The organism is Luteimonas sp. YGD11-2 (assembly GCF_004118975.1).
GTDB classification, from domain to species: Bacteria; Pseudomonadota; Gammaproteobacteria; order Xanthomonadales; family Xanthomonadaceae; genus Luteimonas; species Luteimonas muca.
Genome location: NZ_CP035376.1, coordinates 88,719 through 112,834 on the forward strand (window position 1 = coordinate 88,719; position 24,116 = coordinate 112,834).

The window sequence follows — 24,116 nt, forward strand, 5'->3', positions numbered from 1 at the left end:
TCTCCCTGGTGACAATAGCTGTGTGGAACCACCCGATCCCATTCCGAACTCGGAAGTGAAACGCATATGCGCCGATGGTAGTGTGCATTCAGCATGCGAGAGTAGGTCATCGCCAGGGTCTTTACCCTGAAACCCCCGCCGGTATCCGGCGGGGGGTTTTCTTTGTTTGATTCGCAGCTGCTGCGACCGTGCCGGATACACTGGTGCGATGAACGACGTTTCCCTGTTGCTGGTTCTGATCCTGCTCGCGGTGATTGCCGCGGTAATCCTGTTGATCGTGCTGGTATTGCGCCGCCCGGAAGCCGGGATGGATGCGATGCGCGAGCGGCTCGAGGCCGCGTTGCGCGAGGAGCAGCGCGAGTCGCGGCTGGAACTGCGTGCCCTGCTCGATGGCCTGTCGACCGCGCAGGAGCAGCGTATCGATGCGTTCGGGTTGCGGCTGGATGCGCTCACCGAACGCACCGAGTCCCGTCTGGGCGCGATGCGCGAGGCGATCAGCGAGGATGCGCGCAGTGCGCGTGCGGAATCGGCGCAGGCCCAACAGCGCTTCGGCGCGCAGCTGTCGGAACGCATGGCCGACCTCACCGTCCGCACCGACCAGCGCCTGGAGGGCTTCGGGCAGCGGCTCGAGGTGTTGCGCGGCACACTGGCCGAGGATGCGCGCAAGACGCGACAGGAGAGCGGCGAGGCGCAGCAGCGCATGGCCGAGGCGCTGGCGCAGCGGTTGGCGGAATCCGCGCAGCGCAGCGAGCAGCGGCTGGTGGAGATGCGTGGAACCCTCGACCAGCAGCTGCAGCGCCTGCAGGCCGACAACGCGCAGAAGCTCGAGCAGATGCGCGCCACCGTCGACGAGAAACTGCAGTCGACGCTCGAGACCCGCCTCGGCCAGTCCTTCGCGCTGGTGTCGGAACGCCTGGAGCAGGTGCAGCGCGGTCTGGGCGAAATGCAGCAGCTGGCGACCGGCGTCGGCGATCTCAAGCGGGTGCTGACCAACGTCAAGAATCGTGGCAGCTGGGGCGAGGTGCAGCTGGACGGCATCCTCGAGCAGACGCTGGTCGCCGAGCAGTACGCGCGCAGCGTGCGGGTGCGACCCGATACCGCGGAGGCCGTGGACTTCGCCATCCGCTTGCCGGGCCGCCGTGATGACGACAGCCCGGTATGGCTGCCGATCGACTGCAAGTTCCCGCGCGAGGACTACGAGCGCCTCCTCGATGCACAGGAACTCGGTGACGCCGAGGCCGTGCGCATCTGCGGGGCGCAGCTGGAACGTGCGATCCGCATCCAGGCGAAATCTATCTGCGAGAAGTACGTGTGCCCGCCGCACACCACCGATTTCGCGGTGATGTTCCTGCCGACCGAAGGTCTGTACGCCGAAACCATCCGCCGGCCCGGGCTGACCGACGCGCTGCAGCGCGACCACCGCATCGTGGTGGCGGGGCCCACCACGGTGACCGCACTGCTCAACAGCCTGCAGATGGGCTTCCGCACGCTGGCGATCGAACAGCGTTCGAGCGAGGTCTGGAAGCTGCTGGGTGCGGTGAAGAGCGAGTTCGGCAAGTTCGCCGGCATTCTCGAAAAGGCCGAGAAGCAGATCAGCACCGTCGGCAAGAGCCTCGGCGAGGCCAGCCGCAAGACGCGCACGATCGAGCGCCGCCTGCGTGGGGTGGAATCACTGTCGCAGGACGAATCTCAGGCATTGCTGGCGGATGCCGGCATCGCGATCGATGCGGACGACACCGACGAGGCCGACGACGCCAGCAGTTGAGGCTGGCATCGCCGGCAGCGGCATGGGTCAGTTGAGCGGAACGCCCGGGATCACAGGGATCGCGTCGGCCGGCACCGTCGGCAACGCCTCGTCGTCGAGCAGATAGTCCGGCAACGCATCGTCGTCGGACTGTAGGTCGCCGAAGATCTGGTACTGGCGGCGCTGCATCCAGGCGTCGCGTACCAGCGCGTAATCATCGGCGGCGCCTTCGCGCATGCGGTCGACGACGAACAGCTGCGTGCGCAGGTCCACCAGCTGCAGCCCCTGCAGTGCCCAGCGGGTCTGCTCGTCATTGAGCTGCCGGGTCGGCGACAACGGCGCATCGCCAACGATGCCGAACGCATCACGCAGCGTGCGCGGCCCGAACAGCGGCAGCTCGAGGTAGCGCGAGTTCTGCCAGCCCCAGATGCCCAGGGTCTGCCCGAAGTCCTCGCTGCGGAACGGGATCTCGGCGTCGCTTGCCGGATCGAAGATGCCACCGATGCCGAGCGTGGCATTGACGACAAAGCGCCCCAGCGCCTGCCCGGCCTGCACCGGCTTGCCCTGCAGCAGTGCATTGACCGCACTGACCGGCTGGCCGAGGTTGCTGAAGAAGTTCGACACGCCCAGGCGCACCGGGCGCGGCACCACATTCATGTAGGCGGTGGCCAACGGGCGCGCAACCGTGCGGTCGATCGCGTCGTTGACGCGATGCATGCGGCGGTTGAAGGGTTCCCACGGGTCATAGCCGACCTGCATCTGCGCCGGATCGGGCAGGGTGGGGTCGGCCACCGGGTCGTAGGGCTCCTCGCCGTAGAGCACCGCGTAGTCGAGCTCGGCCTCGGTCGGCGCAAGCACGGGCTCGCCACCGGCGTCGTCGCGGTATGCGCCTTCCTGCAGCGCGGCCTGTGCGCTGTCGGCATCGGGTACAGGCAGGCCGTCGTCGATGACCGGAGGCGTGGACGTATCCGGCGCAGCGTCAGCCATTGCCGCAGGAACGGCGGCGGCCGTCATCGGCTGGGCGGAAGCGGCGGGAGCGCGCGCGGCCTGCTGCCAACCCGCACACGCGGCGAGCGACAACAACAGGCTGGGCAGGACAATGCGGGAGGGGGACATGGGGAAATCCATCCGTGCGTAACGCACGCGGCGCCGGGGGCGTCAGGTGCGGCTGAAATCGAGATCCATCTGCATGCGATACGCGCCGCGCAGCTCGGACAGGCCTTCCGGTTCGCCATCGATGACCACATCGCCACCGGCGCGCGCGGCCAGCGCCGACAGCATGGCAAGCCCGGCGCTGTCGATGCGGTCGACCGCGCCGAGTTCGATGCGGCGCGCGCCCGTCACCACGCGCAGCGCGGCCGGCCAAAGCGAGGCGACGCCATCACGCAGCAACGGGCCTGCGAAGACGAGGGCATCGCCTTCGCGGCGCACGCCGGGGTCAGTCGATCGCGGCATCGGCCTGCAGCCGGCCGGCGCGCAGCTCGTTGGCGACCTGGCGGATGGACTTGTTCTGCAGCTCGCCATCGAACTGGCGACGGAAGGTGCTGATGAAGCTCACGCCCTCCACCTGCACGTCGAACACCTTCCAGTTGCCGCCGGACTGGCGCATCAGGTAGTCGACCGGGATCGGGTCGCCGCCCTGGCGCAGCAGCTCGCTCGACACCTTGACGCCCAGCCCGCGCGGCAGCGCCGACTCGGACTTGATGCGCACGCGCAGGCGGGTGTTGAAGTCGAGCAGCGAGTTGCCGTAGCGGCGCAGCAGGTTGTCGGCCAGCGCGTCGGCGAACAACTTCACGTCGGCGTCGTCGGCACCACGGGCGTGGCGGCCGAGCACCTGGCGCGCGGCATAGTCGCGGTCGAACATGGTGTCGAACTCGCGCTTGACGAAGGCTTCGAGCAGGCTGCGGTCGCGGCCGAACTCGGCACGGCGGCTCTCGAGCTCGCCGAGGATGCGCGTGGTGTTGTCGAGCACCAGGCGGCTCGGCGTGCCCTGGGCCTGGCCGGCTGCGGTGGGGGCCTGCTGCGCGTGGACGAGGGCGGGGGTGCCGGCCAGCAGGCCGGCGGCAATGGCGATGGCGGTCAGGGAACGCTTGATCGAAGGCATGGGGGTCATGGGGTGTCCTCGCTGGGGGCGGGCGGGGTGGCCTCGTCGGCGGCATCACCGCCGCCGGGGCCACTGAACATGTAGCGTCCAACCATCTGCATCAGGTCGACGGCAGGGGAGGTGAAGGCGATCTCCTCGCCGGGCTGCAGGCTTTCCATGTCGCCACCGGGCTGCAGGTCGACATAGGCCTCGCCGAGCAGGCCGCCGGTGAGGATCGAGGCCGAGGTGTCGATCGGCATCTCGTGGTAGCGACGGTCGATCGCCAGCGTGGCGATGGAATCGAAGCGCAGCGGGTCGAGCTCGATCTTCGCCACCCGGCCGATGGTCACGCCGCCGACGCGCACCGGCGCCTGCGTACGCAGCTGGCCGATGTTGGAAAAGCGCGCGGTCAGCTCGTAGGTGTGGGTGGTGAAGCCGAAGCGGTTGTTGGTGGAGGCGATTGCCAGCACCAGCAGCGACGCCAGCGCCAGCAGCAGGAACGCGCCGACCGCGAACTCGAGACGTGGACCGCGTGTGCTGCTCATCGGCGGCCACCCATCTGCGTGTTTTTCATCAGGCTACTCATCTCGGTGTCACCTTGCGCGATGCGCGTCATGGTTCCCGCCGCCGCTCAGCGGAACAGGAACGCGGACAGGACGAAGTTGAACATCAGCACCAGCAGCGAGGCGTTCACCACCGCGCGGGTGGTCGCCACCGAGGTGCCTTCGATGGTCGGCTCGGCGTGGTAGCCGACGTACGAGGCCACCAGCGCGGCCACGCCGCCGAACACCGCGGACTTCAGGAAGGCGTTGAGGAAGTCGTCGCGGAAATCCACCGCGTCGCGCATCGCCTGCCAGAACGTGCCGTTGTCGATGCCGAGGATCTGCACGCCCTGGAACCAGCTGGCGGCCAGCGCGAACGTACAGAAGAAACCGGTCAGCAGCGGCACCGTCAGCACCGCCGCCCAGAACCGCGGCGACACCGTCTTCGCCACCGGGTCGATCGCCATCAGCCCGAGCGCGGTGATCTGGTCGGTGGCACGCATCAGCCCCAGCTCGGCGGCGATCGACGAACCCGCACGGCCGACGAACAGCAGTGCGGTCAGCACCGGCGCCAGTTCGCGATACAGGCCCAGGCCGATCAGGATGCTCACCTGGTCGGACGCGCCATAGGTTTCGAGCGCGCGATGGCCCAGCAGCGTCAGCGATAGCCCGACGAAGGCGCCACCGACCGCGATGATCGGCAGCGTGCGCGCGCCGACCTTGTAGATCTCGCGCAGCAGTTCGGCGAAGAAGTCCGCAGTCGGCCTGGATGCGCGCAGCACCGACAGCGAGAACAGCCCGGCGCGGCCGAGCGAGCGGATCGAGGCGACCACGGGCATCAGGCCACCTCCCGTTGCGGGGCGTCGAACGCGATCGGGCCATCCGGGCGACCGTCGAGGAACTGCCGCACCAGCGGATCGGTGGTCTGCTGCAGCTGGTCGGGCGTGCCGCTGAAGACGATGCTGCCGTCGGCGATCACCAGCGCCCGGTCGGCCACCGGCAGGGTCTCGTGCACATGGTGGGTGACGATGATGCTGGTGAGCCCGAGGCTCGCGTTGAGGCGCGCGATCAGCGACATGATCACGCCCGAGGCGATCGGATCGAGCCCGGTCAGCGGCTCGTCGTAGATCATCAGCGGCGGGTCGAGTGCCAGCGCACGTGCCAGCGCCACGCGGCGCGCCATGCCGCCCGACAGTTCGCGCGGATAGAGATCGGCCGCCGCGCGCAGGCCCACCGCGTGCAGCTTCATCTCCACCAGCCGCGCGATCACCGGCGCCGGCAGCTTCGTATGCATGCGCAGTGGCAGTGCGACGTTCTCGGCGGCGGTGAGGTCGGTCAGCAGGCCATTGCCCTGCAGCAGCACGCCGATCGACTTGCGTGTTTCCAGCAGATCGCGCTGGCGCTGCGGCAGTGCGCGGCCGAACACCTCGACGCTGCCCTGCGACGCGCGCAGCTCACCGGTCAGCGCCGACAGCAGCGTCGACTTGCCCGATCCCGATGGGCCAAGCACCGCGGTGATCGAACCGGTCGGCACCAGCAGGTCGATGCCGGACAGGATCGTGCGCCCGCCCCGCTGCAGGCGGACGTCGCGCAGGTGCACGGCGGGGGCGGTGGTGTCGGGCATGCGTCTACCGGGAATGGCGCGGGCGCCGGGCAGCAAAACCCCGGCAGCTTCGCGCAGAAGGGCTGAATCTTAACCGATCGACTGAACTGGCGAGTACAGAAACTGTCCCGTGGGTGGGCTGGTCCGTGCCATCCATTCATGCCCGGGCATGCGCACCTGCGCCGTGGGGTCTCGCACCGCGCGACGGGCGTCCGGCATCATGGGGCGATGACCGGCCCGCACGGCGATATCCGCCTCTACCATTCCAACGCGCTCGAGATCCTGGCCGGCATCCTTGCGCGGATCCTGCGTGATCCGGCACCCGGGCAATCGCTGCTCGCACCCGACATCGTGCTGATCCCGCAGGTGGCCATGCGGCGCTGGCTGCAGGCCACGCTGGCCGCCGAACATGGCGTCGCTGCGAACATCGAATTCCTGACTCCCGGCGAATTCGTCGGCCGTGCACTTGCGGCCAATCCTTCGGGCAGCGATGACAGCGGCAGCCGCGACGAACTCGATGCCGCCGCGTTGCGCTGGCATCTGTATGCGGCGCTCACCGACCATGCGTTCCTGGCCACGCCGGCGCTGGCAACGATTGCCGCGCACGTGGACGGGCCGGATCCACTGCGTGCCTGGGCATTGGCCGGCGAGCTCGCCTCGGTGTTCGAGAAGTACCAGGCCTGGCGGCGCGACTGGCTGCTGCGCTGGGAAGCCGGCGCCGATGCCGACGACCCGCAGGCGATCCTGTGGCGCCGCGTCGCCAGCGGCCGCCCGCATCGTGCACGCCGCATCCAGCAGTACCTCGACCGTTTCGGCGCAGCGGAAGGTCCGCTGCCCACCGGCCTGCCGACGCGGCTGTCGGCATTCGCCACCCTCAACGTCTCGCCCGACGTGCTGCGGGTGATCGCCACCCAGGCGCGCGTCGGCACGCTGCATATGTTCGTGCCGTCGCCGGCGAAGGACTACTGGGGCGATCTGCAGCGCGTGCGTGCCGGGCAACCGGCCGACGACGGCGAGAACCCGCTGCTGCAGCGCTGGGGCGCGGCTGGCGTCGACTTCATGCGCGTGATCGGTGGCTACGAAGTGGTGCACGCCTCGGCGGATTTCGACGTGCATGTCGATCCGGGCGAAGGCGGCGGAGCGCTGCAGGGCAGCCTGCTGCGGCGCCTGCAGTCGGACCTGTTCCATCGACGTGGCGCACCGGGTGTGGCGCTGCGCGACGCGGTGGACCGCAGCGATCCCAGCCTGCAGCTGCATGCCTGCCACACCCGCCTGCGCGAGCTGCAGGTGCTGCACGACCAGCTGCGTGGCCTGTTCGATGACCCACGCTTCGATCCGCCGCTGCAGCCGCGCGAGGTCGCGGTGCTGGCGCCGGACATCGACCCGTACCTGCCCTATCTCGAGGCGGTGTTCGGCAATCGCGGCCAGGCCGATGCGATTCCGTATGCGCTGGCCGATGCCAGCCCGCTCGCCAACGAGCCGCTGGCCGAGGTGTTCCTGCGCCTGCTGGCGTTGCCGGTGTCGCGCTTCGGGCTGCACGAGATGCTCGACCTGCTGGCCAGCCCCGCACTCGCCGATGCCAACGGGCTGGATGCACCGGCCTTCGAGCGATTGCAGGCCTGGCTGTCGGAGGCGGGCGCGCGCTGGGGCATCGACGCCGCGCATCGCGCCACGCTCGATGCCCCCGCCGACGACGCCTACACCTGGGCCTTCGCGCTCGACCGCCTGCTGCTCGGCCATGCCACCGGCGACGATGCACCGATCGCGATGCCCGATGGCCGGATGGTGGCGCCGCTGCCGGAACTGGAAGGCAGCGCGCTGGATGCACTCGACACCCTGCTGCGGCTGCTGCGCGTGCTCGCACGCAACGCCACCGCGCTGGCCGCCGCGATGCCGCCGGCGCAGTGGCGCGAACGCCTACTGGATCTGCTCGCCGCGCTGCTGCCACGGCCCCCATCGAACCCCGCCACGCAACGTGCGCTCGATCGCCTGCGCAGCCTGGTCGATGCGTTCGCCGGCGATGCGCGGCGCGCCGGCTTCGAGGCACCGGTGCCGGCGGAGGCGGTGCGCGCGCATTTCGCGGCCGCGCTCGCCGAGGCCGACATCCGCGCGCCGCTGCTCACCGGTGGCGTCAGCGTCGCGCGCATGGTGCCGATGCGGCTGTTGCCGTTCCGGGTGATCTGCGTGCTCGGCATGAACGATGGCGATTTCCCGCGTCGTGATCCCGCCGCCGGCCTCAACCGCCTCACCGCCGAGCTCGGCAGCACGCAGCGCCGCATCGGCGACCGCTCCACGCGCGAGGACGACCGCTTCCTGTTCCTGCAGCTGTTCGCCGCCGCGCAGGATGTGTTCTACGTCAGCTGGCAGGGCGCCGACCCGCGCGATGGCAGCACCCGCGAGCCCTCGGTGCTGGTCTCCGAACTCATCGATGCCGCACGCGCCCAGCACGCAGGCGATGTCGATGCCGAGGCGCTGGTGGTCCACCATCCGCTGCAGCCGTTCGCGCCGGCTGCGTTCGGCAGCCACGACGAGCCGCGTCGCTTCTCCTACCACGCGGCCTGGTGGCCGGCCGCCGCGCAGCCGTTGCAGAAGCGCACGCCGCTGCCGGTGTGGTTCGACCGCCCCGCGCTGGAATCCATCGACGCGCCCCATCCCGGCACGCTGTCGCTCGATGAACTGCGGCGCTTCCTGCAGGCACCCGCGGAAACCTTCCTGCGCCAGCGCCTCGGCCTGCGCCTGGCCGAGGTCGAAGCGCTCGATGACGATGTCGAACCGCTGCTGGCGCCGGGCCGCGGCTACCCGCGCCAGCTGCTGCAGAAAGCGGTGTTCGACGCGGTGCTGCGTGGCGACGACGACACCCGCACCCACGCGCTGCTGCGCGCGCGCGGGCTGCTGCCGTCCGGCGCGCTGGGCCGGCGCACGCTGGAACAGGTGCGTGCGCAGGTGGATGCGTATGCGGCCGCGTTCCGCGCGTGGTGCGGCGGGGCGGCACCCGATGCGCCGCGGCTGGAGGTCGACATCGATGGCGTCACCCTGCATGGCCGCATCGCCGACGTACATCCGCACGGCATCGCCCGCGTGCGCTTCGATCCACCGGCCGGGCAGTCGGCGATCCGCAACGGCCTGGACTGGCTGCTGGCCAGCGCCGCCGGGCAGTCGGCGCCGCTGGTGGAATTCCACGACGGTGGCGAACTCGGCGTCGGTCCGCATCCGCGCGCGCCGCTCGATCCCACGCAGGCACGCGACGTGCTGCATACGCTGATCGCCCTGCGCAGCGCGGGCCTGCGCCATCCGTTGCCGTTCGCGCCCTACAGCGGCTGGGAGCTCTACCGCGCCGGCAATCTCGAGCGCGGCCTCGCCGAAGCGGCCAGGCGCTGGCACGGCAGCGACCGCAGCTGGGGCGAGGGCACCGGCGAAGCGCTGCGACTCGCCCTGCGCGGCCGCGATCCGTTCACCGACGATGCCACCCAGGTCGCCTTCGTCGACCTGGCGATGGCGATTTATTCGGCGGTGGTCACCGGCCAGGTCTACGGTGGCACCGACCTTGCCGCGTTGCGCGACATCGCCGCGAAGCTCGACCTGGAGGACGCGGAATGAGCGCCGTTGACGGGAACCTGCTCGCAGCGCCACGCGATCCCTATCTCGATCTCGCACTCGATGGCGTGCATGCCATCGAGGCCTCGGCCGGCACCGGCAAGACCTTCACCCTGGCCACCCTGGTGGTGCGCCTGGTGGTGGAGCGGGCCTTGAGCGTGGGCCAGGTGCTGGCGGTCACCTTCACCGAGGCCGCCACCCAGGAACTGCGCAGCCGCATCCGCGCGCGCCTGCTGCTGGCCGCGCAGATGGTGGGCGCCGCGTTGCCGGCCGATGCAACGCCCGACGCGGTGCTGACCCATGCGGTGCTCGCAGCGCACCTCGCACGCGGCGACGAAAGCGCCGATGCGCTGCGACGCCGATTGCATACCGCAGCCAACGACATCGACCTCGCCGCCATCTTCACCATCCACGGCTTCTGCACCCGGGTGCTGCGCGACCACGCGCTGGAAGTGGGGCAGGCCTTCGATGCGCCGGAACTGCTCACCAGCGATGCACCGCTGTACGAGGCCATCGCCGCCGACCTCTGGCGTGCACACGGCCGCGATGCGGCGGCCGCCGATGACCTGCTGGCGCTGTGGCCGGGCGGCCCGCAGGCGCTGGCCTGCGACCTGCCGCCGCTGGTGCGCGAACCGGTCCTGCGCCCTGCGCTTGCCGAGCTGCCGGATGACCCCGCGCCGCGCCTGCATGCCAGTGGCGAAGCGCTGGCAGCCGCGTTCCGCGCCCATGGCGATGACTTCCGTGCGGCACTGGTGGCCGCGGTGGACGCCAAGGTGCTGCACGCCGGCAGCTACAAGGCCGCGTGGATCGCCGAACTCTTCGATGGCCTGAAGCAGTGGTGCGATGCCGGCGCACGCGATGCACCGTTCGAGCACGCCAAGCTGCCGCAGCTCACGCGCGAGACGCTGCAGCTGCGCACCAGCAAGGCCGGCGCCGGCCGCACACCCGATTCGCCTGTCTGCGATGCGGTACCGGCCTACCTCGATGCGCTGACCGCGATGGCGGAATGGAAGGACGCACGCCGCGTCGAACTGCTGCACCGCCTGCGCGACGATGCCCGCGTGCGGGTGGCGCGTGCCAAGCAGCAGCAGCGCGTGCAGACCTTTGACGACCTGGTCGACCACGTCGCCGATGCCATCGACGGCCCGCAGGCCGGTGCGCTGGTGGAGCGCCTGCGCGCACAGTACGCGGTGGCGCTGGTCGACGAATTCCAGGACACCGATGCCCGCCAGTGGCGCATCTTCGACCACGTATTCGGCGCCGCCAGCGCCACCCGGCATGGCCAGCCGCCGGCGCTGTTCGTGATCGGCGATCCCAAGCAGGCGATCTACGGCTTCCGCGGCGGCGACGTCGAAACCTATCTCGCCGCACGCACGACCGCCGCCGAAGCGCCGCCGCTCGCCCAGAACTTCCGCTCACGGCCATCGGTGCTGCGCGCGGTGTCGGCGCTGTATGCACAGGCGCAGGCGGCGGCAGATGCGGACGCGAAGATCGCGCCGCCCTTCATCGATCCGCGCATCGGGTTCCGCGAGGTCGCCCCGGGCGGCGTGCGCGCCGATGCCGACTTCCAGCGTAACGGCACCGATGCGGCGGCACTCACCCTGTGGCGCGCGCCACCGCCGTCGCCCGACGACAAAGGCAAGGTGAAGCCCTACAACGCCAGCCATTCGCGCGAGCTCGCCACCCGCGCCTGCGTGGCGGCCATCCACCGCGTGCTGTGCGATGCGCGCGACGGCAACGCCAGCGTCGAGGGCCGCCCGGTGCAACCCGGTGACATCGCGGTGCTGGTGCGCTCGCACCACGAGGCCACGCGCATCCGCCACGCACTGGCGATGGCCGGGATTCCCGCCGTCGCCGCCGGCAAGCAGAGCCTGTTCGCCACCCACGAGGCGCGCGACCTGCATGCGCTGCTGCTCGCCCTGCTGCATGGCGCCGACGATGGCCGCCTGCGCATGGCGCTCTCGACGGTGCTGGTGGGTCTCGACGCCAGCGCGATCGCCGCGCTGGACGAAGATGGTGACGCACTGCGCGGCTGGCAGATGGCCGCGCTGGCCTGGCGCGACCGCCTGCAGCGTGGCGGCCCGCTGGCGCTGGTCACCGCGCTGTGTGCGGAGCACGCCGGGCGCCTGCTCGGCCTGCTCGACGGCGAACGCCGCCTCACCAACTACCTGCAGCTGGCCGAACTGCTACAGGACGCGCAGTCGCGTGCGCTCGGCCTGCACGGCCTGGTCGACTGGCTGGCCAATGCCATCGCCGATGCCAACGCCAATGACGAGAGCCAGCTGCTGCGGCTGGAATCCGACGCCCGCCGCGTGCAGGTGGTGACCCTGCACAAGAGCAAGGGCCTGGAATACCCGCTGGTGTTCATGCCGTTCGCCGCCATCGGCTCGCCTGCGCGCAGCCCCGGCCAGCGTGCCGTGGTGAACGGCGAGGGCGGTCGCGCGCTGCACTGGAAGCTGCTGCCGTCGCGTTCGGGCTGGGACGATGCGAAGGACGCCTGGGCGCTTGCGCAACGCGCCGAGGATGCGCGCCTGCTGTACGTCGGCCTCACCCGCGCACGCCACGCGCTGTGGCTGGCCAGCGGCATGTTCTGCAACCACGACAGATCGCCGCTGCTGCACATGGTGGCGAAGCCGGATGCACTCGCCGCCGCGCTCGGTGATGCCGTCGCCATCGACGACAGCACGCCGCCCACCTCGCTGCCCTGGCTGCCCCCCGCATCCACCGACACGGTGCCGCCCGCGCGCATCCCCACGCGCACGATTGCCAGCGACTGGTGGGTGTACAGCTTCACCCAGCTGGCGAATGCGCAAGGGCAGGCCGATGCCACGGCCAGCGCCACCCAGCCCGCGGCCGGTGGCCTGGATGAGCCGGCCGTCGACGCGGAGGTCGACGCCGATGCCGATGTCTTCGACCCGCGCTTCGCCGGCCCGCGCTTCGGTGTGGTGCTGCACGACGTGCTCGAACGCACCGACTTCGCGCAGTGGTCCGCGTGGACGCCGGGCACGCCCGCGCCGACGGCCGAGGATGCAGCGTTGATCGCCGAACGCCTGCGTGCCGGCGGTTACCCCGGTGACGCCATCGACGACGGCATCGCGGTGCTCACCCCGCTGATCGGCCACACGCTGACCGTGCCGCTGCCCGAAGGCGTGCGCCTGGCGGACGTGCCTGCGCCGCAGCGCCGCCCGGAGATCGAGTTCCAGTTCGCGCTCGCGCCAACGCGCGTCGATGCACTGCTGGCACTGCTGCATCGCCATGGCCTGCTCACCGCGCGCCAGGGCTTCGGCGCGCGCCGCCGGCTGGAGGGCCTGATGACCGGCCTGATCGACCTCACCTACGTGCACGATGGCCGCTGGTACGTGCTCGACTACAAGACCAACCGCCTGCCCGGCTACGGCCGCGCGCAGCTCGACGAGGCGATGGCGCACAGCGAATACGACCTGCAGGCACTGATCTACACCCTGGCCCTGCACCGCTGGCTGCGCTTCCGCCTCGGCGACGGCTACGACTACGCGCGCGACTTCGGCGGCGTGCGCTACCTGTTCTGCCGCGGGCTGGATGCCACCCGCAGCGATGGACAGGGCGTGCAGGCCTGGCGCTTCGAACCGCAACTGGTGCACGCACTGGACGCACTTTTCGCGGGGCAAACGGCCCCGATCGGCGATGCAGCAGTGGAACCCCTCTCCCGCCTGCGGGGTGAAGAGGCGTGCGTGCGAGCCACCGGCTCGCGCGCCGATGAACGCCCGAGCGGCGACGCGAGGGCCGCGGCGCGGAGCGGGGGCAGGGGTGAGGGCACGACCCCCGGAGTGTCGCGATGACCCTCCTCGCCACCCTCCTCAAAGCCGGCGCCCTGCGCACGCTCGACCACGCGCTGGCGCAGAGCCTGCGCCGGCTCGACCCCGACACGCCCGACGCCGTACTCGCCGCCGCCGCGCTCGCCTCGCTGGCGGTCGCCTCAGGCCATGCCGGCTTCGATCCGGCCGAACCGCAGCGCCTGGTCGACACGCCTGTCGACTGGCCCACGCCGCAGGCCTGGCACGCGGCGCTGCGGGCCTCGCGCTGGGTTGCGCTCCCCGATGCGGGCGATGCCGAATCCGCCAACGACGCCCCTCTGGTGTACGAGCACGGCCTGGTCTACCTGCGCCGCTACCGCGAATACGAACGCCGCCTCGCCGACGGGCTGCGCCGTATCGGCCGCGCCCCGCCCGCAGGGATCGCCCACGGCCGCGATGGCCCCGAGGCGGCGTCGGCGCCCGGGGTTCCCGCACAACTGGCACCGCTGTTCGTCCGCCTGTTCCCGCGTGTCCCTTCCCCCGCCGAGCGGGAGAAGGTGCCCCCAACGGGGGCGGATGAGGGCGCTCCCATCGACCACCAGTCCCGCGCCGCCGCCGCCGCGCTCGGCCACAACCTGCTGCTGGTCACCGGCGGCCCCGGCACCGGCAAGACCACCACCATCACCCGCATGCTGGTGCTGCTGGTCGCGCAGGCACTGGAAGCCGGCACCGCACCGCCACGCATCGCACTGGCCGCGCCCACCGGCCGCGCCGCCGAACGCATGGCCGAGAGCGTACGCAAGGCCGTGCAGGCGCTGCCCGCGCTCGGCGTCCAACCTGCTCTGTGCGCGCAGCTGCCCAGCACCGGCACCACCCTGCACCGCCTGCTCGGCACCATCCCGGACTCGCCGCGCTTCCGCCACCACGCCGACAACCCGCTGCCGTTCGACGTGGTGGTGGTGGACGAAGCCTCGATGATCGACCTGCCGCTGATGGCCAAGCTGGTCGAAGCGGTGCCCGACGGCGCACGCCTGGTGCTGCTGGGCGATCCCGACCAGTTGCCCTCGGTGGAAGCGGGCGACGTGCTCGCCGGCATCCTCGCCGCGGCCAGCCGCGCGACCGGGGACACCGTCTCCGACCCGGTCGCCGCTGCGCCTGCCGCCATCTCCGCCGCTGCGCCTGTCGACGGGGCTGCCGCCGCTGCTCATGCCAAGACCTCTCCCGCCCGGGCTGCAGGCGCTGCCCATGCCAACACCTTTCCCGCCCGCGGGAGAGGTCGCGCCGAAGGCGCGGGTGAGGGCGCTCTTCCGCCGGCACGCAACGCATCCACCTTCCCCGCCCGCCACATCCACCTCACCCGCGGCTACCGCCAGAGCGCCTCGCTCGACCTCGCCCCGCTCGCCGCCGCCGTGCGCGAAGGCGACGCCACCACCGCCCTTTCACTGCTGCGCAGCGGCCAGCTCTCCGGCGTGCACTTCCACGAAGCCGACAGCGACCCGCTGCAATCCCACCGTGACCAGCTGCTCGAACACTGGACCTCGCTCGCCGAAGGCAACGACCCCGCCGAAGCCCTCGCCCGCGCTGCCCGCCTGCGCATCCTCACCGCCGTACGCGACGGCCCGCAGGGCGCACGCGGGCTCAACGCGCGCATCGAGAGCATGCTGTTGGAAAGCGGGCTGGCCGGCACCCGCCGCGGCGCCGGCCCCGCCTCCACCGCCAGCCGCTACTTCCACGGCCGCCTGCTGCTGGTCACCGAGAACAGCTACCGCCACCGGCTGTTCAACGGCGACATCGGCATCTGCCTCCGCGACGGCAGCGGCACGCTGATGGCCTGGTTCCCCGGCGACGACCCGCATAACCCGCGGCCGTTCCATCCAGCCGCGCTGCCCGCGCATGACAGCGCCTTCGCGATGACCGTGCACAAGGCCCAGGGCAGCGAGTTCGACGCGGTGTGGCTGGTGCTGCCGGAGCGCTTCAACCGCGTGCTGTCGCGCGAACTGGTCTACACCGGGATGACGCGTGCGCGCAGCGAGCTGCACGTGGCCGGGAGCGCCGATGTCATCGCCGAAGCGCTGGCGCGGCACGCCGGGCGCTGGTCGGGGCTGGCGTGGCGGCTGGGAGCAGGTGCAAGCGTGCCGGCGGCGACGGCCGTGGCGTCCATCGGTGTCGAGGAAGGCATTCAGGCCAGCCTGTTCTGATCACGGCGAACGCCGCATCCGCCCGGCGAACTGTGACGCTTTCCACATAGCGCGGCCCGCGCTAAGGTGCGCCAGGGGAAGGGGGAACGCATGGGACGCGGCCGCAACACCACCTTGGACGATCTTTCCGGCTTGCCGTGGCCGGTCCCGCTGGTATCGGGAATCATCGCCTACTACGCCATCCGCCACGGCGTGCCCGCGTGGATGGCGAACCGTGGTGGCCCGTTCGGCCAGGCATTCGAAGCCCACGGCGATGCCCTCGCGCCCGTAGCGTGGATGGTGCTGGCGTTCTGCACGCTGGCCTCACTGGTTTCATTCTTCCGCGCGCGGCACCGCCGCCGCCTGCTCGATACGCGCGCTGGCCTCGACAGCATCGCCACGCTGGGCTGGCGTGATTTCGAACGTCTCGTTGGCGAGGCATACCGCCGGCAGGGTTACAGCGTGGAGGAAACCGGCCTGGGCGGCGCCGACGGCGGCATCGACCTGATCCTGACGCGCGACGGGCAGCGCACGCTCGTGCAGTGCAAACGCTGGCGGCGCGACAAGGTCACGGTGAACATCGTGCGCGAGATGTACGGCCTGCTCGCACACCACGGCGCGCACCAGGTGCGCATCGCCACCGTCGGCGGCTTCACCCGCGATGCCGCGTACTTCGCTGCCGGCAAACCCATTGAGCTGATCGACGGACAGGCCCTGCTCGCGATGGTTCGCGAGGTCCAGGACGAAGCCCGCTCCGACAGGCCGGCACCCGCACGTACGCCCGCAAGCCGGCTCACACCTGTGGTCGACGCGACAGCGCCCGCGATTGTCGCCATCCCCGACTGCCCGCGCTGCGGCAGCGGGATGGCCAAGCGCACCAACCCTCGCGCCAACACCATGTTCTGGGGCTGCACCTCATTTCCCAGGTGCCGCGGCACGCGATGACCATCGTTGCCAAGCATCGCCGTCCGTTCTTGCTACTCACCAGGCAGAACCCTCAATGCGCTTTCTGATCGTGTTGCTGCTCATCGCCGCCGCGTGGGGCGGCTATCGCCATTTCCATGCGCCCGTGCCCGAGGCGACGCCCACCGCAGCAGCTGCGCCGGCAAGAGCGGATCCCGCGCCTGTAATGCGGACACCGGCCCAACGTTTCAGCTGCGACGGCCGGCAGCACTGCTCGCAAATGCGCTCATGCGAAGAAGCCACGTTCTTCATCCGCAACTGCCCGAACACGAAGATGGACGGCGACGGCGATGGCGTGCCGTGTGAGAGCCAGTGGTGTGGGTAGATTGCAGAAGTGAACCTGACCCGTTCGGGGACCATCCGCAGCGCACGCGAGCAACGCATGCGCAGCGAATCGGCGATCTCATAGGAGCACGTGTCCAACATCATCCGGGGCTCCTGTCAGGAAGGGGGAGTCAATAGGGCAAGCTGATAACACCACCAGTTCAGGGGACTTCCATTGGATAAGAAGGCAATCGCGGCTCTGCGAACCATGCTGCTCAAGCTGCCCGCCACTGGGGAGGATGGGTTTGAAGGACTGCTGGCCATTGTTCTGGCCGAAATTTCGGGGGTACCGTTCCGCCTGTCCGGCAGCGGATCGCAATTCGGCATGGATGGCAAGTCGGCCTACGAGGACGACGCCATCTGCTTCGAGGCGAAACGCTACGATCGCAAGATCCCGAAGAACGAAGTCATTACCAAGATTGCCGAGTTGACGATCGACGGTGGAAGCGGAGTCGATCTGTGGGTACTTGGCGCGACGACGTCCGTCAGTACCCAACTTGCGGACAACGTTCTGGAAATCAGCGAAAGAAACGGGATCAGTACGCTTGTGCTGGACTGGAGCAGGGCGGATCTGCCGGCTCTCGCGGTCGCCCTGGCGATGGCCGCAGAGGTGGCTGCGGAGTTCATCGGCCGCAGCGCGGGAGACGAGCGCGGAGTCCGTGCCAACGTATTGGCATCACTCAAGGCAGTGGAGGACGACGAGCGGTTTGCGAGACATGCCGCGCGCATCCGTGGGTTGCTTCGGGAGCCGACAATCGGCACCTCGCTGGCAGTGCGCAACAATCGCCGCTGGCTCGAGGACGTTTTCGGCAGCCAGCAACGCGCCAAGCGCCATCTCCGGCAACCCTTGGCCCCCGGCGACGCGGCATTGGGCAACCCGTTGCCGAGGGAGTTGCTGGTCTCCGAAATGGGTTCGTTCCTTGCATCCCGGCCAGCCGGAAAAGTTGCCGTCATCGTCGGGGACGAAGGAAACGGCAAGTCGTGGTTGTTCGCACAAAGCTGGTTGTCGCAGGCGGACCGGCCGTTGATGGTGGTGTTCACGGCTGACGAGTTCAGCGATGCTGCGACGGTCAGCGATGTCATCGGCGCGCTGATCGACAAGCTTGTGGCGCAGACTGGCGGCAGGAAATCGGAGTCCGCTGTAACACGGTGGCTCCGGACCTTTAACAGGTGGCGCAAGGCAGAAATGCCCGCCTCGCCGCGGCTGGTGGTCGTGATCGACGGGATGAACCAGCGGCCGCAGCTCGACTGGGGGCGGATCGCCAACGACATGAGCCACGAGTTGGCCAGGTTAGGCGGGCAGCTGGTGCTCACCACGCGCACCGTGCACTACTCGGCGCACGTGAAGCGACGTCTGATCGCGCCCACCTCAGTGATTACCGTGCCGGAGTGGACAGAGACCGAGCGCGACTTGATCCTCGAGGGGCACGGCATACGCGTAGACGAACTGCCCGAGACGGTGGCCACGTCGCTGCGCAATCCCAGACTGCTTGCAATCGCATTGGAACTGCTGCAGGGATCCCACATCAGGCAGCTCGAACAACTCAGCATCAGCCGGTTGCTTTTCGAGCACATGCGCATCTACGGTGAGCGGGACAACCCGGTTCCGCGTCCGGCATACGAGTTCGCACGCGCGCTCAGGGAGCATGCACGTGCGATCCTGGAGAGGGTCGACAGGCAGCAGATTGACGACCTCAAAGTCTTCGACGGCGGTCTGGAAGCGGTATCGGACGGACGATTCTTCGTCCAGCTCGAAGATGATCCGACGCGATACCGGCTAGATGAAAGCGGTCTCACGCTCGCATTGGGGTTCGCGATCGTCGATGAACTGCGCACGGCCAGGCGCAATGGGCGCGACCTGACGGCCACGATCGAGGCGATGATCGAACCAATCGCCTCCCTCGATCGTACCTTCGACGCGGTGCTCGCCGCGCTTACCATTTCCTGCCTTGACGGCGACTGCCCGGTAGAGGTCGGTGCGGCCATCACGTGCGCCTTCGCCGGATTGCAGAACCCCGATGCGGACGAATTCCCGGCGTTCTGTCTGCTGGCCGAAGGCCGGCCGGACGTTTTCATGCAGGCGGCGCGCCAACTGTGTCTGGCCCCCGACAATCCATCCAACTTCGACTGGGTGCGGGCTGCGCTGCACGCCGCCAAGCAGAGGGATTCTGCATGGACGGCGATGATCCCGACCCTGCAATCATGGTTGGGACACTATTCCCTGGCTCCCGAGGCAAGGATGTATTCCATCCGCCCCGGTGACGATGCGGGCAAGGTGGAGGAGGAACGGCGCAAGCGGCAGGCGGGGATCGAGGCCAAGATCGTTGCGCTTTCACCGACCGAGAAGGCGCTGCTGGACGAGCTCACGAGGAACGACGGCGATGTCGATGCCCTTGCGCATCTTGCCCTGGCGCTGATCGCGGGAAAGCCGGTTGCGCCGTTCTCGAGGGCGCTGCTCCACTGGAGCTTCGCCGGTGCGCTGAACATGGGATTCTCCTGTCCCTACGACCAGTTCATCCATCTGGTCCGGTTCAATCGCGTCGACTGGCCGGACGCGCGCGATGCCATAGTGGAGGCGGGCAGTATGTTCGCCGATGCCGGTGTGTCGCGAACCGGCAAGTGGGCGCACGTGAATCTCCTGCGAGCGACAGGAGATCCTGCCGCGGCATTCCAAGAGCAGGCTCTGTTGCTCGAACTGACTGCGGACCGGCCAACATTCGAGGGGTGGCGTCTCGTCGAGAGGTACTGTGCGAGCGACCCTTGCGATCCGGAGAGCCAGAGGCCGGACAACATCATGGAAACGGCGAAGGGGTACGCCGACATCGATGTCGCGAAGATCCGCCTGTTCATGGGGCCATCCGGCGACGATTTGCATTTTGCGGATGCCAGGGCAGGGCTGGCGCGATTCGAGCCGTCGGTGGCAATCGCAAAGCACCGGGAGTTCATCGGCCATGTGATCTCCCGGAAAGGGCTGGCGTTGCGCCAGGGAACTTTTGAGATGGGTCACCACAATGCCCTTCTGACTGCGGCGCAGGCCAAGGAAATGGCGTCTAGCGTGGAGGCTGGGGTTATCGCCAGGGCTGCTGCAGCGCTCAAGGGAAACGAGCCTCATTTCATCGCGCAGTATTTCCTGCTGGCCGCGTTTCCGCTGCTGAGCGCCGACGAGCAGGTCAAGGCCCTGTTGTCGCCGCATGCGGAAGGCAACCCGTTACTTTCCGTTCTATACATCGCCAAGTCGCTCGAGCAGTCAACATATGAAGCGTTGCTGCTGGATGCAATTCGTAGCGGGGACGAGCGCGCATTGGTCGTCGTCCTTGCGTTCGGCGCCCACTCCGACACTCTCCTGTCCGATCGCGTTCTCGATCGCTTCCCCGAACTCATGGGGAGCGAGGTAGAGACGGTCCGCGCGCTCACCTTGTACATGGCCTTGAACGCTGGCGACCAACGCGCGATCGAGTCGGTCGTGAAAAGCGGGTGGTCCGCCAGGAACCTCGACGGCAGGGGCGGCTACGAAGCGTGGTATGGGTCCCATGTGATCCTGGAGGCGGCCAGTCTTGGAATGCTGGCCTGTAGCGATGCGCTTGACCGCATAGCTCCCGAGCTCTATGGCCAGGCTGCGGAGAGGCTCGGCGGCGATACAGGCGCCACGGTTGCGCGGTGTATCGATGCTTCGATCAGGAAAGCGGCCGGCTTCGAACTGGATGTTGCCCTGCCCGTCATCGAGATAAACCAGCGGTGCGAGGACAAGCTCGAACCTGCGCGCTACCACGTCGCGGCGCGGCCGGAAGAACGCAACGACCTGACGAAACTGATGCGCGATGACGAGGACGAGGACGATAGATTCCAGGAGCAGCAACGGCTTTCCCATGCGGCTTTCGACGTCTTCAAGGCGAAGCTCACCGCGGCGGACGCTTTGATTGTCCTGGACGGGTTGCGCTTTAGCGAGTTCAAGAATATTGCCGAAGCGGATAGAGGGCTCGCGGAGGACTGGGCGGACCTGTTTTTGGGGTTGCCGAAGGCTCGTCATGGCGGCATCCACAACCTGGGGCTGCTGCTGGCGCACGCGATCGCCGATTGGAATTCCGATCTGGCGGCGCGGCTGTTCGAAACGCTGCACGTAAGCGAGCCATATGTCAGGAACAGCTTCGGTCGCATTGGACTGCCATTGGCTGGACTGGCCCTTTGGTCCGCTCAGGATCACGCTCTGCTCGACGCCATCCGTAGTCGGCGCCTGGACGGCGCCATCAATGACGACGAACTCGCGCTGGAGGTGCTGACCGCGCTCTGGAGCGGCAAAGAGGCGGCCCTGGAGCGTTACGTCGACGAAAACCTGGAGAGCGGAGAACCGTCCAGAATGGCTCGAGCATTGATGGTGACGGGACTGTCGGGCCAGCGGCAGGCAAATGCGGCCGTGCTGGCGCGGTACAAAGGTACGCCGGGCTTCATTGGAGCTGCGCAGTCCGCGGCTGCGTACGCGTTCGAGCGCCATGAATGGGCGATGCACTGGCACGGGAAAATGCTCGAGGCGGCGACTCCTGAGGACTTCTGGCGCTTCTCGGTGCTGTTTCTTAAGGTCGTCGATGGACGGTTCGATGTCTTTGGCCGGGACGACGGGACTACTTCCGCTCCTTATCGGCTGTTCTGGCCTGCCGTCGAAAGCCAGTTGAAGAACCGCTACCAGCGGGTCCGCTCGGAACGAAAGAAGAAGCTCTTCGGAGAGAAGCCTCCGGAGCGGGAGTTCTTCCCCTGTAACGGTCCATCGCTCGAGTCAAGGTGAACGCATGCCTATCTCCATGGAGTCGCAAGCAGAATTGGTGGACGTGTTTGTCACGATGGAAGCGCAATAAAGGCACGGGCCCCGGTACTAGGGAAGAGCGGAAGGTGGGCGTCCAGATACGAACTGGCAACGCTTTGGTCGGGACGTCCAGCCAGCAACTTGCGCGGATGGTCAAAGCAAGCAAGGACGTGTTGACGACGCTTCCGCCCAAGCGCGACATCGTTGTGAATGGAAGGCGCGCCGACGATCCAGACACCCCGCCTTTGCGGTGGTCGACGGCCTGAGACGCTTGGCATGCGACTGCTGGAGGCTCCCTACCGCGTTCGCAACAACGTCATCCACAGAGGCAAGCGGGACCGTGCGCTTGAGCGCCATGCCGGCCATGCCCGGCACTTACACCACTGACGACGCTGTGCTTCACGTTAACTATCACGGCGAGAGGGGCGACGAGACACCGACCCTCGTCTATGCAGCGAATCGAGCGCTCGGCACTCGGTTCACGGTGACACTGACGGCTCTTGGCCGGGACGGCGTGCAGGGCGCGTTCTCCGGGACGCTCCGGCGCCAGGGCGATGGCTCCGGCCCCGACCTGATAACGGTGTCGAACGGCCGCTTCGCCGCGCTCTACCACCACAGTGAGTCCAGTGCTCGATAGTGCTGCGCCACAGCACGAGGGCCTATGAGACAAGCACCACGTCGCCATAGGCTCGGCAGGCTGCCGTCGTAGTGGCGCCTATGTGCGCAATTCACGCAAGGAAGGAAGGAAAGCGAAACGGCGATACCCGCTCAGCGCTCGTCGCCGCCCTCGCGCAACATCTCCGCCATCCGCGCCTCCGCCTTCGCGTGCAGCGCCCAGAAGTCCTCCACGCCGTCGCCGTGTATGCGGCGCTCCAGCGCGGCCAGGTGCGAGTGCCAGCCGCCGCCGAAGTTGAGCGCATCGCTGCGGCCGCGCAGGCCGGTGTGGGTCAGGACCAGGCGGGTCTGGTCGTTGCCGGCATCGTCGAGTTCGATGGTGACTTCGCCGGCGTCGCCGTTCTCCCAGGTGAAGGCGAGCATATGGGGCGGTTCGCAGCGGGTGATGCGTTCGCTCCAGCTGTGGCCGATGTAGGGGCGGTAGCGCTCCGGCGTGGGCACGTCGTGGTCGGAGAGCTGATCGTGGTCCATGTTCAGGCCGATGCTGCCGCCCACCCGGGCATCGGTGGGCCCGGCCATGAACCAGCGCGCGCGCAGCTCGGGGTCCACCAGGTACTGCCAGACCCTGCCCACGGGTGCATCCAACAGCCGCTCGAAGCGCAGCATGGCAGGCGTGGCCTGGTCGGTGTGCCGGGTGTCAGTCATGGGTGTCCTCCTTGCGGGGTTTGCGGGGTGTACGCGCCGGTGGCGCGGCGTCGTCCTTCAATGCGCGCTCCAGGGCATCGAGGCGGGTGGTCCACAACTGCTGCCACTGGCCCAGCCAGTCGCTGGCGTCCTTCAGCCGTTCCGGCCTGATCCGGCACAGCTGTTGCCGCCCCACCTTGTAGCGTTCGATCAGCCCGGCCTGCGCCAGCACGGCGACATGCTTGGAGGCGCCCGCGAAGCTCATCTCGTGCGGCGCGGCCAGTTCGCCGATGGATTTCTCGCCCAGCATCAGGTCGGCGAGCATCCCCCGACGGGTCGGGTTGGCCAGTGCGGTGAAGGTGCTGTCGAGATCTTGTTCAACCATGAGGTTGAGTGTTGCGCTGCCCCGTAGGCATTGTCAACTGTCTGGTTGAATGTCGTGTCGTTGAAGAAGGCGAGGCGCGTGTAGCGAACGGTCGTGAGGGCCGGCAGCCCCGTTGGTTAGAGCATTCCGACTGCTCAGACACTCACGGCAAAAAGCCGACCGGGAGATGCACGGCCGAGATCGTCTCTCTCTAAACCGAGCCACTGGTGTGAAGACAGCGTAGATTCTTAAATGATTCTAGCCAGATATTTCACGCCGCTTAAGGAGACTGTCGCAGCCTACACGCAAACGTGATTTGACAAGGAGAGTCCCCATCAAACTAACTGTGAAGGGCGCTGTGCTTGCATCAATGCTACTGGCAGGCTGCGCTCATACGACGAAGACCGAGCAAGCGGAAGCACTTCCCTTAGTGCGATTTCCGCCTCCCCAAGAGAATGCAGAAGTTGTCCATCTCACCGCTGCCGCAGTGGGCAAGCTGGTCTATGAACAGGGCTGTTTCAAGCTGCGCGCGCGTGGCCAGCCGCTCCAGACCATCATCTGGCACAGCCACTTCAGCCTTCTCAGCCGAGATGGGAAAACAGGCGTAGTCGACGAGACCAGCGGAGAGTCCGCATTTGCTGGAGACGAAATCCGCATAGGCGGTGGCGTCGTCGACTCGGTCGGCAGCAACGTGGAGAACTACGCGCGCGCACGAGAATGCGGTGCGCCGTACACCTCAGCAAATACCCTACGGAGAGTCAAACCATGAAACGGAAGATATTTGCTGCATCCATTCTTGCGTTGGCATCTGCTGGCATGTCGGTGACCGCATTCGGCCAGGAAGGGGACCCCGTA

17 protein-coding genes and 1 rRNA gene are annotated in these 24,116 nt (G+C 68.3%); 10 read left to right on the plus strand and 8 right to left on the minus strand.

The features are described from left to right. The first annotated feature begins 4 nt into the window (after positions 1-4). Positions 5-118 (plus strand): 5S ribosomal RNA (gene rrf, locus ERL55_RS00440). Between the two features lie 90 nt (positions 119-208). Further along, the gene (rmuC, locus tag ERL55_RS00445; RefSeq protein WP_129134667.1) at positions 209-1,765 is read left to right on the plus strand and encodes a DNA recombination protein RmuC; all 1,557 of its coding nucleotides are present in this window, start codon (positions 209-211) and stop codon (positions 1,763-1,765) included. Positions 1,766-1,792: 27 nt separating this feature from the next. Here the strand turns inward: rmuC and ERL55_RS00450 are convergent, their stop codons facing one another. From ERL55_RS00450 to ERL55_RS00475, 6 genes are all read right to left on the minus strand, one after another. Next, complete coding sequence (locus ERL55_RS00450; protein ID WP_241685793.1) at positions 1,793-2,731, minus strand: MlaA family lipoprotein; 939 nt, start codon at positions 2,729-2,731, stop codon at positions 1,793-1,795. Between the two features lie 171 nt (positions 2,732-2,902). Then, positions 2,903-3,199 carry an STAS domain-containing protein gene (locus ERL55_RS00455; protein ID WP_129134669.1) on the minus strand — a complete coding sequence of 99 codons (297 nt, stop codon included), beginning with the start codon at positions 3,197-3,199 and terminating at the stop codon, positions 2,903-2,905. Beyond that, a complete protein-coding gene (locus ERL55_RS00460; protein ID WP_164972224.1) occupies positions 3,183-3,839 on the minus strand; it encodes an ABC transporter substrate-binding protein in 657 nt (218 codons plus the stop codon). The genes ERL55_RS00455 and ERL55_RS00460 overlap by 17 nt, the downstream gene beginning before the upstream one ends. A gap of 14 nt (positions 3,840-3,853) precedes the next feature. Continuing rightward, on the minus strand, positions 3,854-4,372 hold the full coding sequence (mlaD, locus tag ERL55_RS00465) for an outer membrane lipid asymmetry maintenance protein MlaD (protein WP_129134670.1): 519 nt from the start codon (positions 4,370-4,372) through the stop codon (positions 3,854-3,856). 86 nt (positions 4,373-4,458) lie between these two features. Beyond that, a complete protein-coding gene (locus tag ERL55_RS00470; protein WP_129134671.1) occupies positions 4,459-5,208 on the minus strand; it encodes an MlaE family lipid ABC transporter permease subunit in 750 nt (249 codons plus the stop codon). Further along, positions 5,208-5,993: an ATP-binding cassette domain-containing protein gene (locus ERL55_RS00475; protein WP_129134672.1), complete on the minus strand. Its 786-nt coding sequence runs from the start codon at positions 5,991-5,993 to the stop codon at positions 5,208-5,210. Before ERL55_RS00475 ends, ERL55_RS00470 begins: the two co-directional genes overlap by 1 nt. Before the next feature lie 207 nt (positions 5,994-6,200). On the opposite strand from ERL55_RS00475, the gene recC reads away from it, so the two are divergent. From recC to ERL55_RS00510, 7 genes are all read left to right on the plus strand, one after another. Further along, on the plus strand, positions 6,201-9,569 hold the full coding sequence (gene recC / locus ERL55_RS00480; RefSeq protein ID WP_129134673.1) for an exodeoxyribonuclease V subunit gamma: 3,369 nt from the start codon (positions 6,201-6,203) through the stop codon (positions 9,567-9,569). Continuing rightward, on the plus strand, positions 9,566-13,384 hold the full coding sequence (locus tag ERL55_RS00485; protein WP_129134674.1) for an exodeoxyribonuclease V subunit beta: 3,819 nt from the start codon (positions 9,566-9,568) through the stop codon (positions 13,382-13,384). The genes recC and ERL55_RS00485 overlap by 4 nt, the downstream gene beginning before the upstream one ends. Then, entirely contained in the window at positions 13,381-15,537 is a 2,157-nt protein-coding gene (locus tag ERL55_RS00490) for an AAA family ATPase (RefSeq protein WP_129134675.1), read from the plus strand. Before ERL55_RS00485 ends, ERL55_RS00490 begins: the two co-directional genes overlap by 4 nt. A 90-nt stretch (positions 15,538-15,627) precedes the next feature. Then, the gene (locus ERL55_RS00495; RefSeq protein WP_129134676.1) at positions 15,628-16,461 is read left to right on the plus strand and encodes a restriction endonuclease; all 834 of its coding nucleotides are present in this window, start codon (positions 15,628-15,630) and stop codon (positions 16,459-16,461) included. 55 nt (positions 16,462-16,516) lie between these two features. Further along, positions 16,517-16,804, plus strand: a complete 288-nt coding sequence (locus ERL55_RS00500) for an excalibur calcium-binding domain-containing protein (protein ID WP_129134677.1) — start codon at positions 16,517-16,519, stop codon at positions 16,802-16,804. 207 nt (positions 16,805-17,011) lie between these two features. Continuing rightward, positions 17,012-21,580: a hypothetical protein gene (locus ERL55_RS00505; RefSeq protein ID WP_206733337.1), complete on the plus strand. Its 4,569-nt coding sequence runs from the start codon at positions 17,012-17,014 to the stop codon at positions 21,578-21,580. 364 nt (positions 21,581-21,944) lie between these two features. Further along, complete coding sequence (locus ERL55_RS00510; protein ID WP_129134679.1) at positions 21,945-22,235, plus strand: hypothetical protein; 291 nt, start codon at positions 21,945-21,947, stop codon at positions 22,233-22,235. A 131-nt stretch (positions 22,236-22,366) separates the two neighbouring features. Here the strand turns inward: ERL55_RS00510 and ERL55_RS00515 are convergent, their stop codons facing one another. Both ERL55_RS00515 and ERL55_RS00520 read right to left on the minus strand, forming a co-directional pair. Then, on the minus strand, positions 22,367-22,918 hold the full coding sequence (locus tag ERL55_RS00515; RefSeq protein ID WP_129134680.1) for an SRPBCC family protein: 552 nt from the start codon (positions 22,916-22,918) through the stop codon (positions 22,367-22,369). Beyond that, complete coding sequence (locus ERL55_RS00520; RefSeq protein WP_129134681.1) at positions 22,911-23,282, minus strand: metalloregulator ArsR/SmtB family transcription factor; 372 nt, start codon at positions 23,280-23,282, stop codon at positions 22,911-22,913. The genes ERL55_RS00515 and ERL55_RS00520 overlap by 8 nt, the downstream gene beginning before the upstream one ends. 466 nt (positions 23,283-23,748) lie before the next feature. Here ERL55_RS00520 and ERL55_RS00525 point away from each other — a divergent pair, with 466 nt between their 5' ends. Next, positions 23,749-24,030: a hypothetical protein gene (locus ERL55_RS00525; RefSeq protein ID WP_129134682.1), complete on the plus strand. Its 282-nt coding sequence runs from the start codon at positions 23,749-23,751 to the stop codon at positions 24,028-24,030. Positions 24,031-24,116 lie beyond the last annotated feature (86 nt).

What these genes read in the sequence shown, in the direction of transcription:
- rmuC (WP_129134667.1), top strand. Translation starts at nt 209, where the DNA reads ATGAACGACGTTTCCCTGTTGCTGGTTCTGATCCTGCTCGCGGTGATT.
- ERL55_RS00450 (WP_241685793.1), bottom strand. Translation starts at nt 2,731, where the DNA reads ATGGCTGACGCTGCGCCGGATACGTCCACGCCTCCGGTCATCGACGAC.
- ERL55_RS00455 (WP_129134669.1), bottom strand. Translation starts at nt 3,199, where the DNA reads ATGCCGCGATCGACTGACCCCGGCGTGCGCCGCGAAGGCGATGCCCTC.
- mlaD (WP_129134670.1), bottom strand. Translation starts at nt 4,372, where the DNA reads ATGAGCAGCACACGCGGTCCACGTCTCGAGTTCGCGGTCGGCGCGTTC.
- ERL55_RS00470 (WP_129134671.1), bottom strand. Translation starts at nt 5,208, where the DNA reads ATGCCCGTGGTCGCCTCGATCCGCTCGCTCGGCCGCGCCGGGCTGTTC.
- ERL55_RS00475 (WP_129134672.1), bottom strand. Translation starts at nt 5,993, where the DNA reads ATGCCCGACACCACCGCCCCCGCCGTGCACCTGCGCGACGTCCGCCTG.
- recC (WP_129134673.1), top strand. Translation starts at nt 6,201, where the DNA reads ATGACCGGCCCGCACGGCGATATCCGCCTCTACCATTCCAACGCGCTC.
- ERL55_RS00485 (WP_129134674.1), top strand. Translation starts at nt 9,566, where the DNA reads ATGAGCGCCGTTGACGGGAACCTGCTCGCAGCGCCACGCGATCCCTAT.
- ERL55_RS00490 (WP_129134675.1), top strand. Translation starts at nt 13,381, where the DNA reads ATGACCCTCCTCGCCACCCTCCTCAAAGCCGGCGCCCTGCGCACGCTC.
- ERL55_RS00495 (WP_129134676.1), top strand. Translation starts at nt 15,628, where the DNA reads ATGGGACGCGGCCGCAACACCACCTTGGACGATCTTTCCGGCTTGCCG.
- ERL55_RS00500 (WP_129134677.1), top strand. Translation starts at nt 16,517, where the DNA reads ATGCGCTTTCTGATCGTGTTGCTGCTCATCGCCGCCGCGTGGGGCGGC.
- ERL55_RS00505 (WP_206733337.1), top strand. Translation starts at nt 17,012, where the DNA reads ATGCTGCTCAAGCTGCCCGCCACTGGGGAGGATGGGTTTGAAGGACTG.
- ERL55_RS00515 (WP_129134680.1), bottom strand. Translation starts at nt 22,918, where the DNA reads ATGACTGACACCCGGCACACCGACCAGGCCACGCCTGCCATGCTGCGC.
- ERL55_RS00520 (WP_129134681.1), bottom strand. Translation starts at nt 23,282, where the DNA reads ATGGTTGAACAAGATCTCGACAGCACCTTCACCGCACTGGCCAACCCG.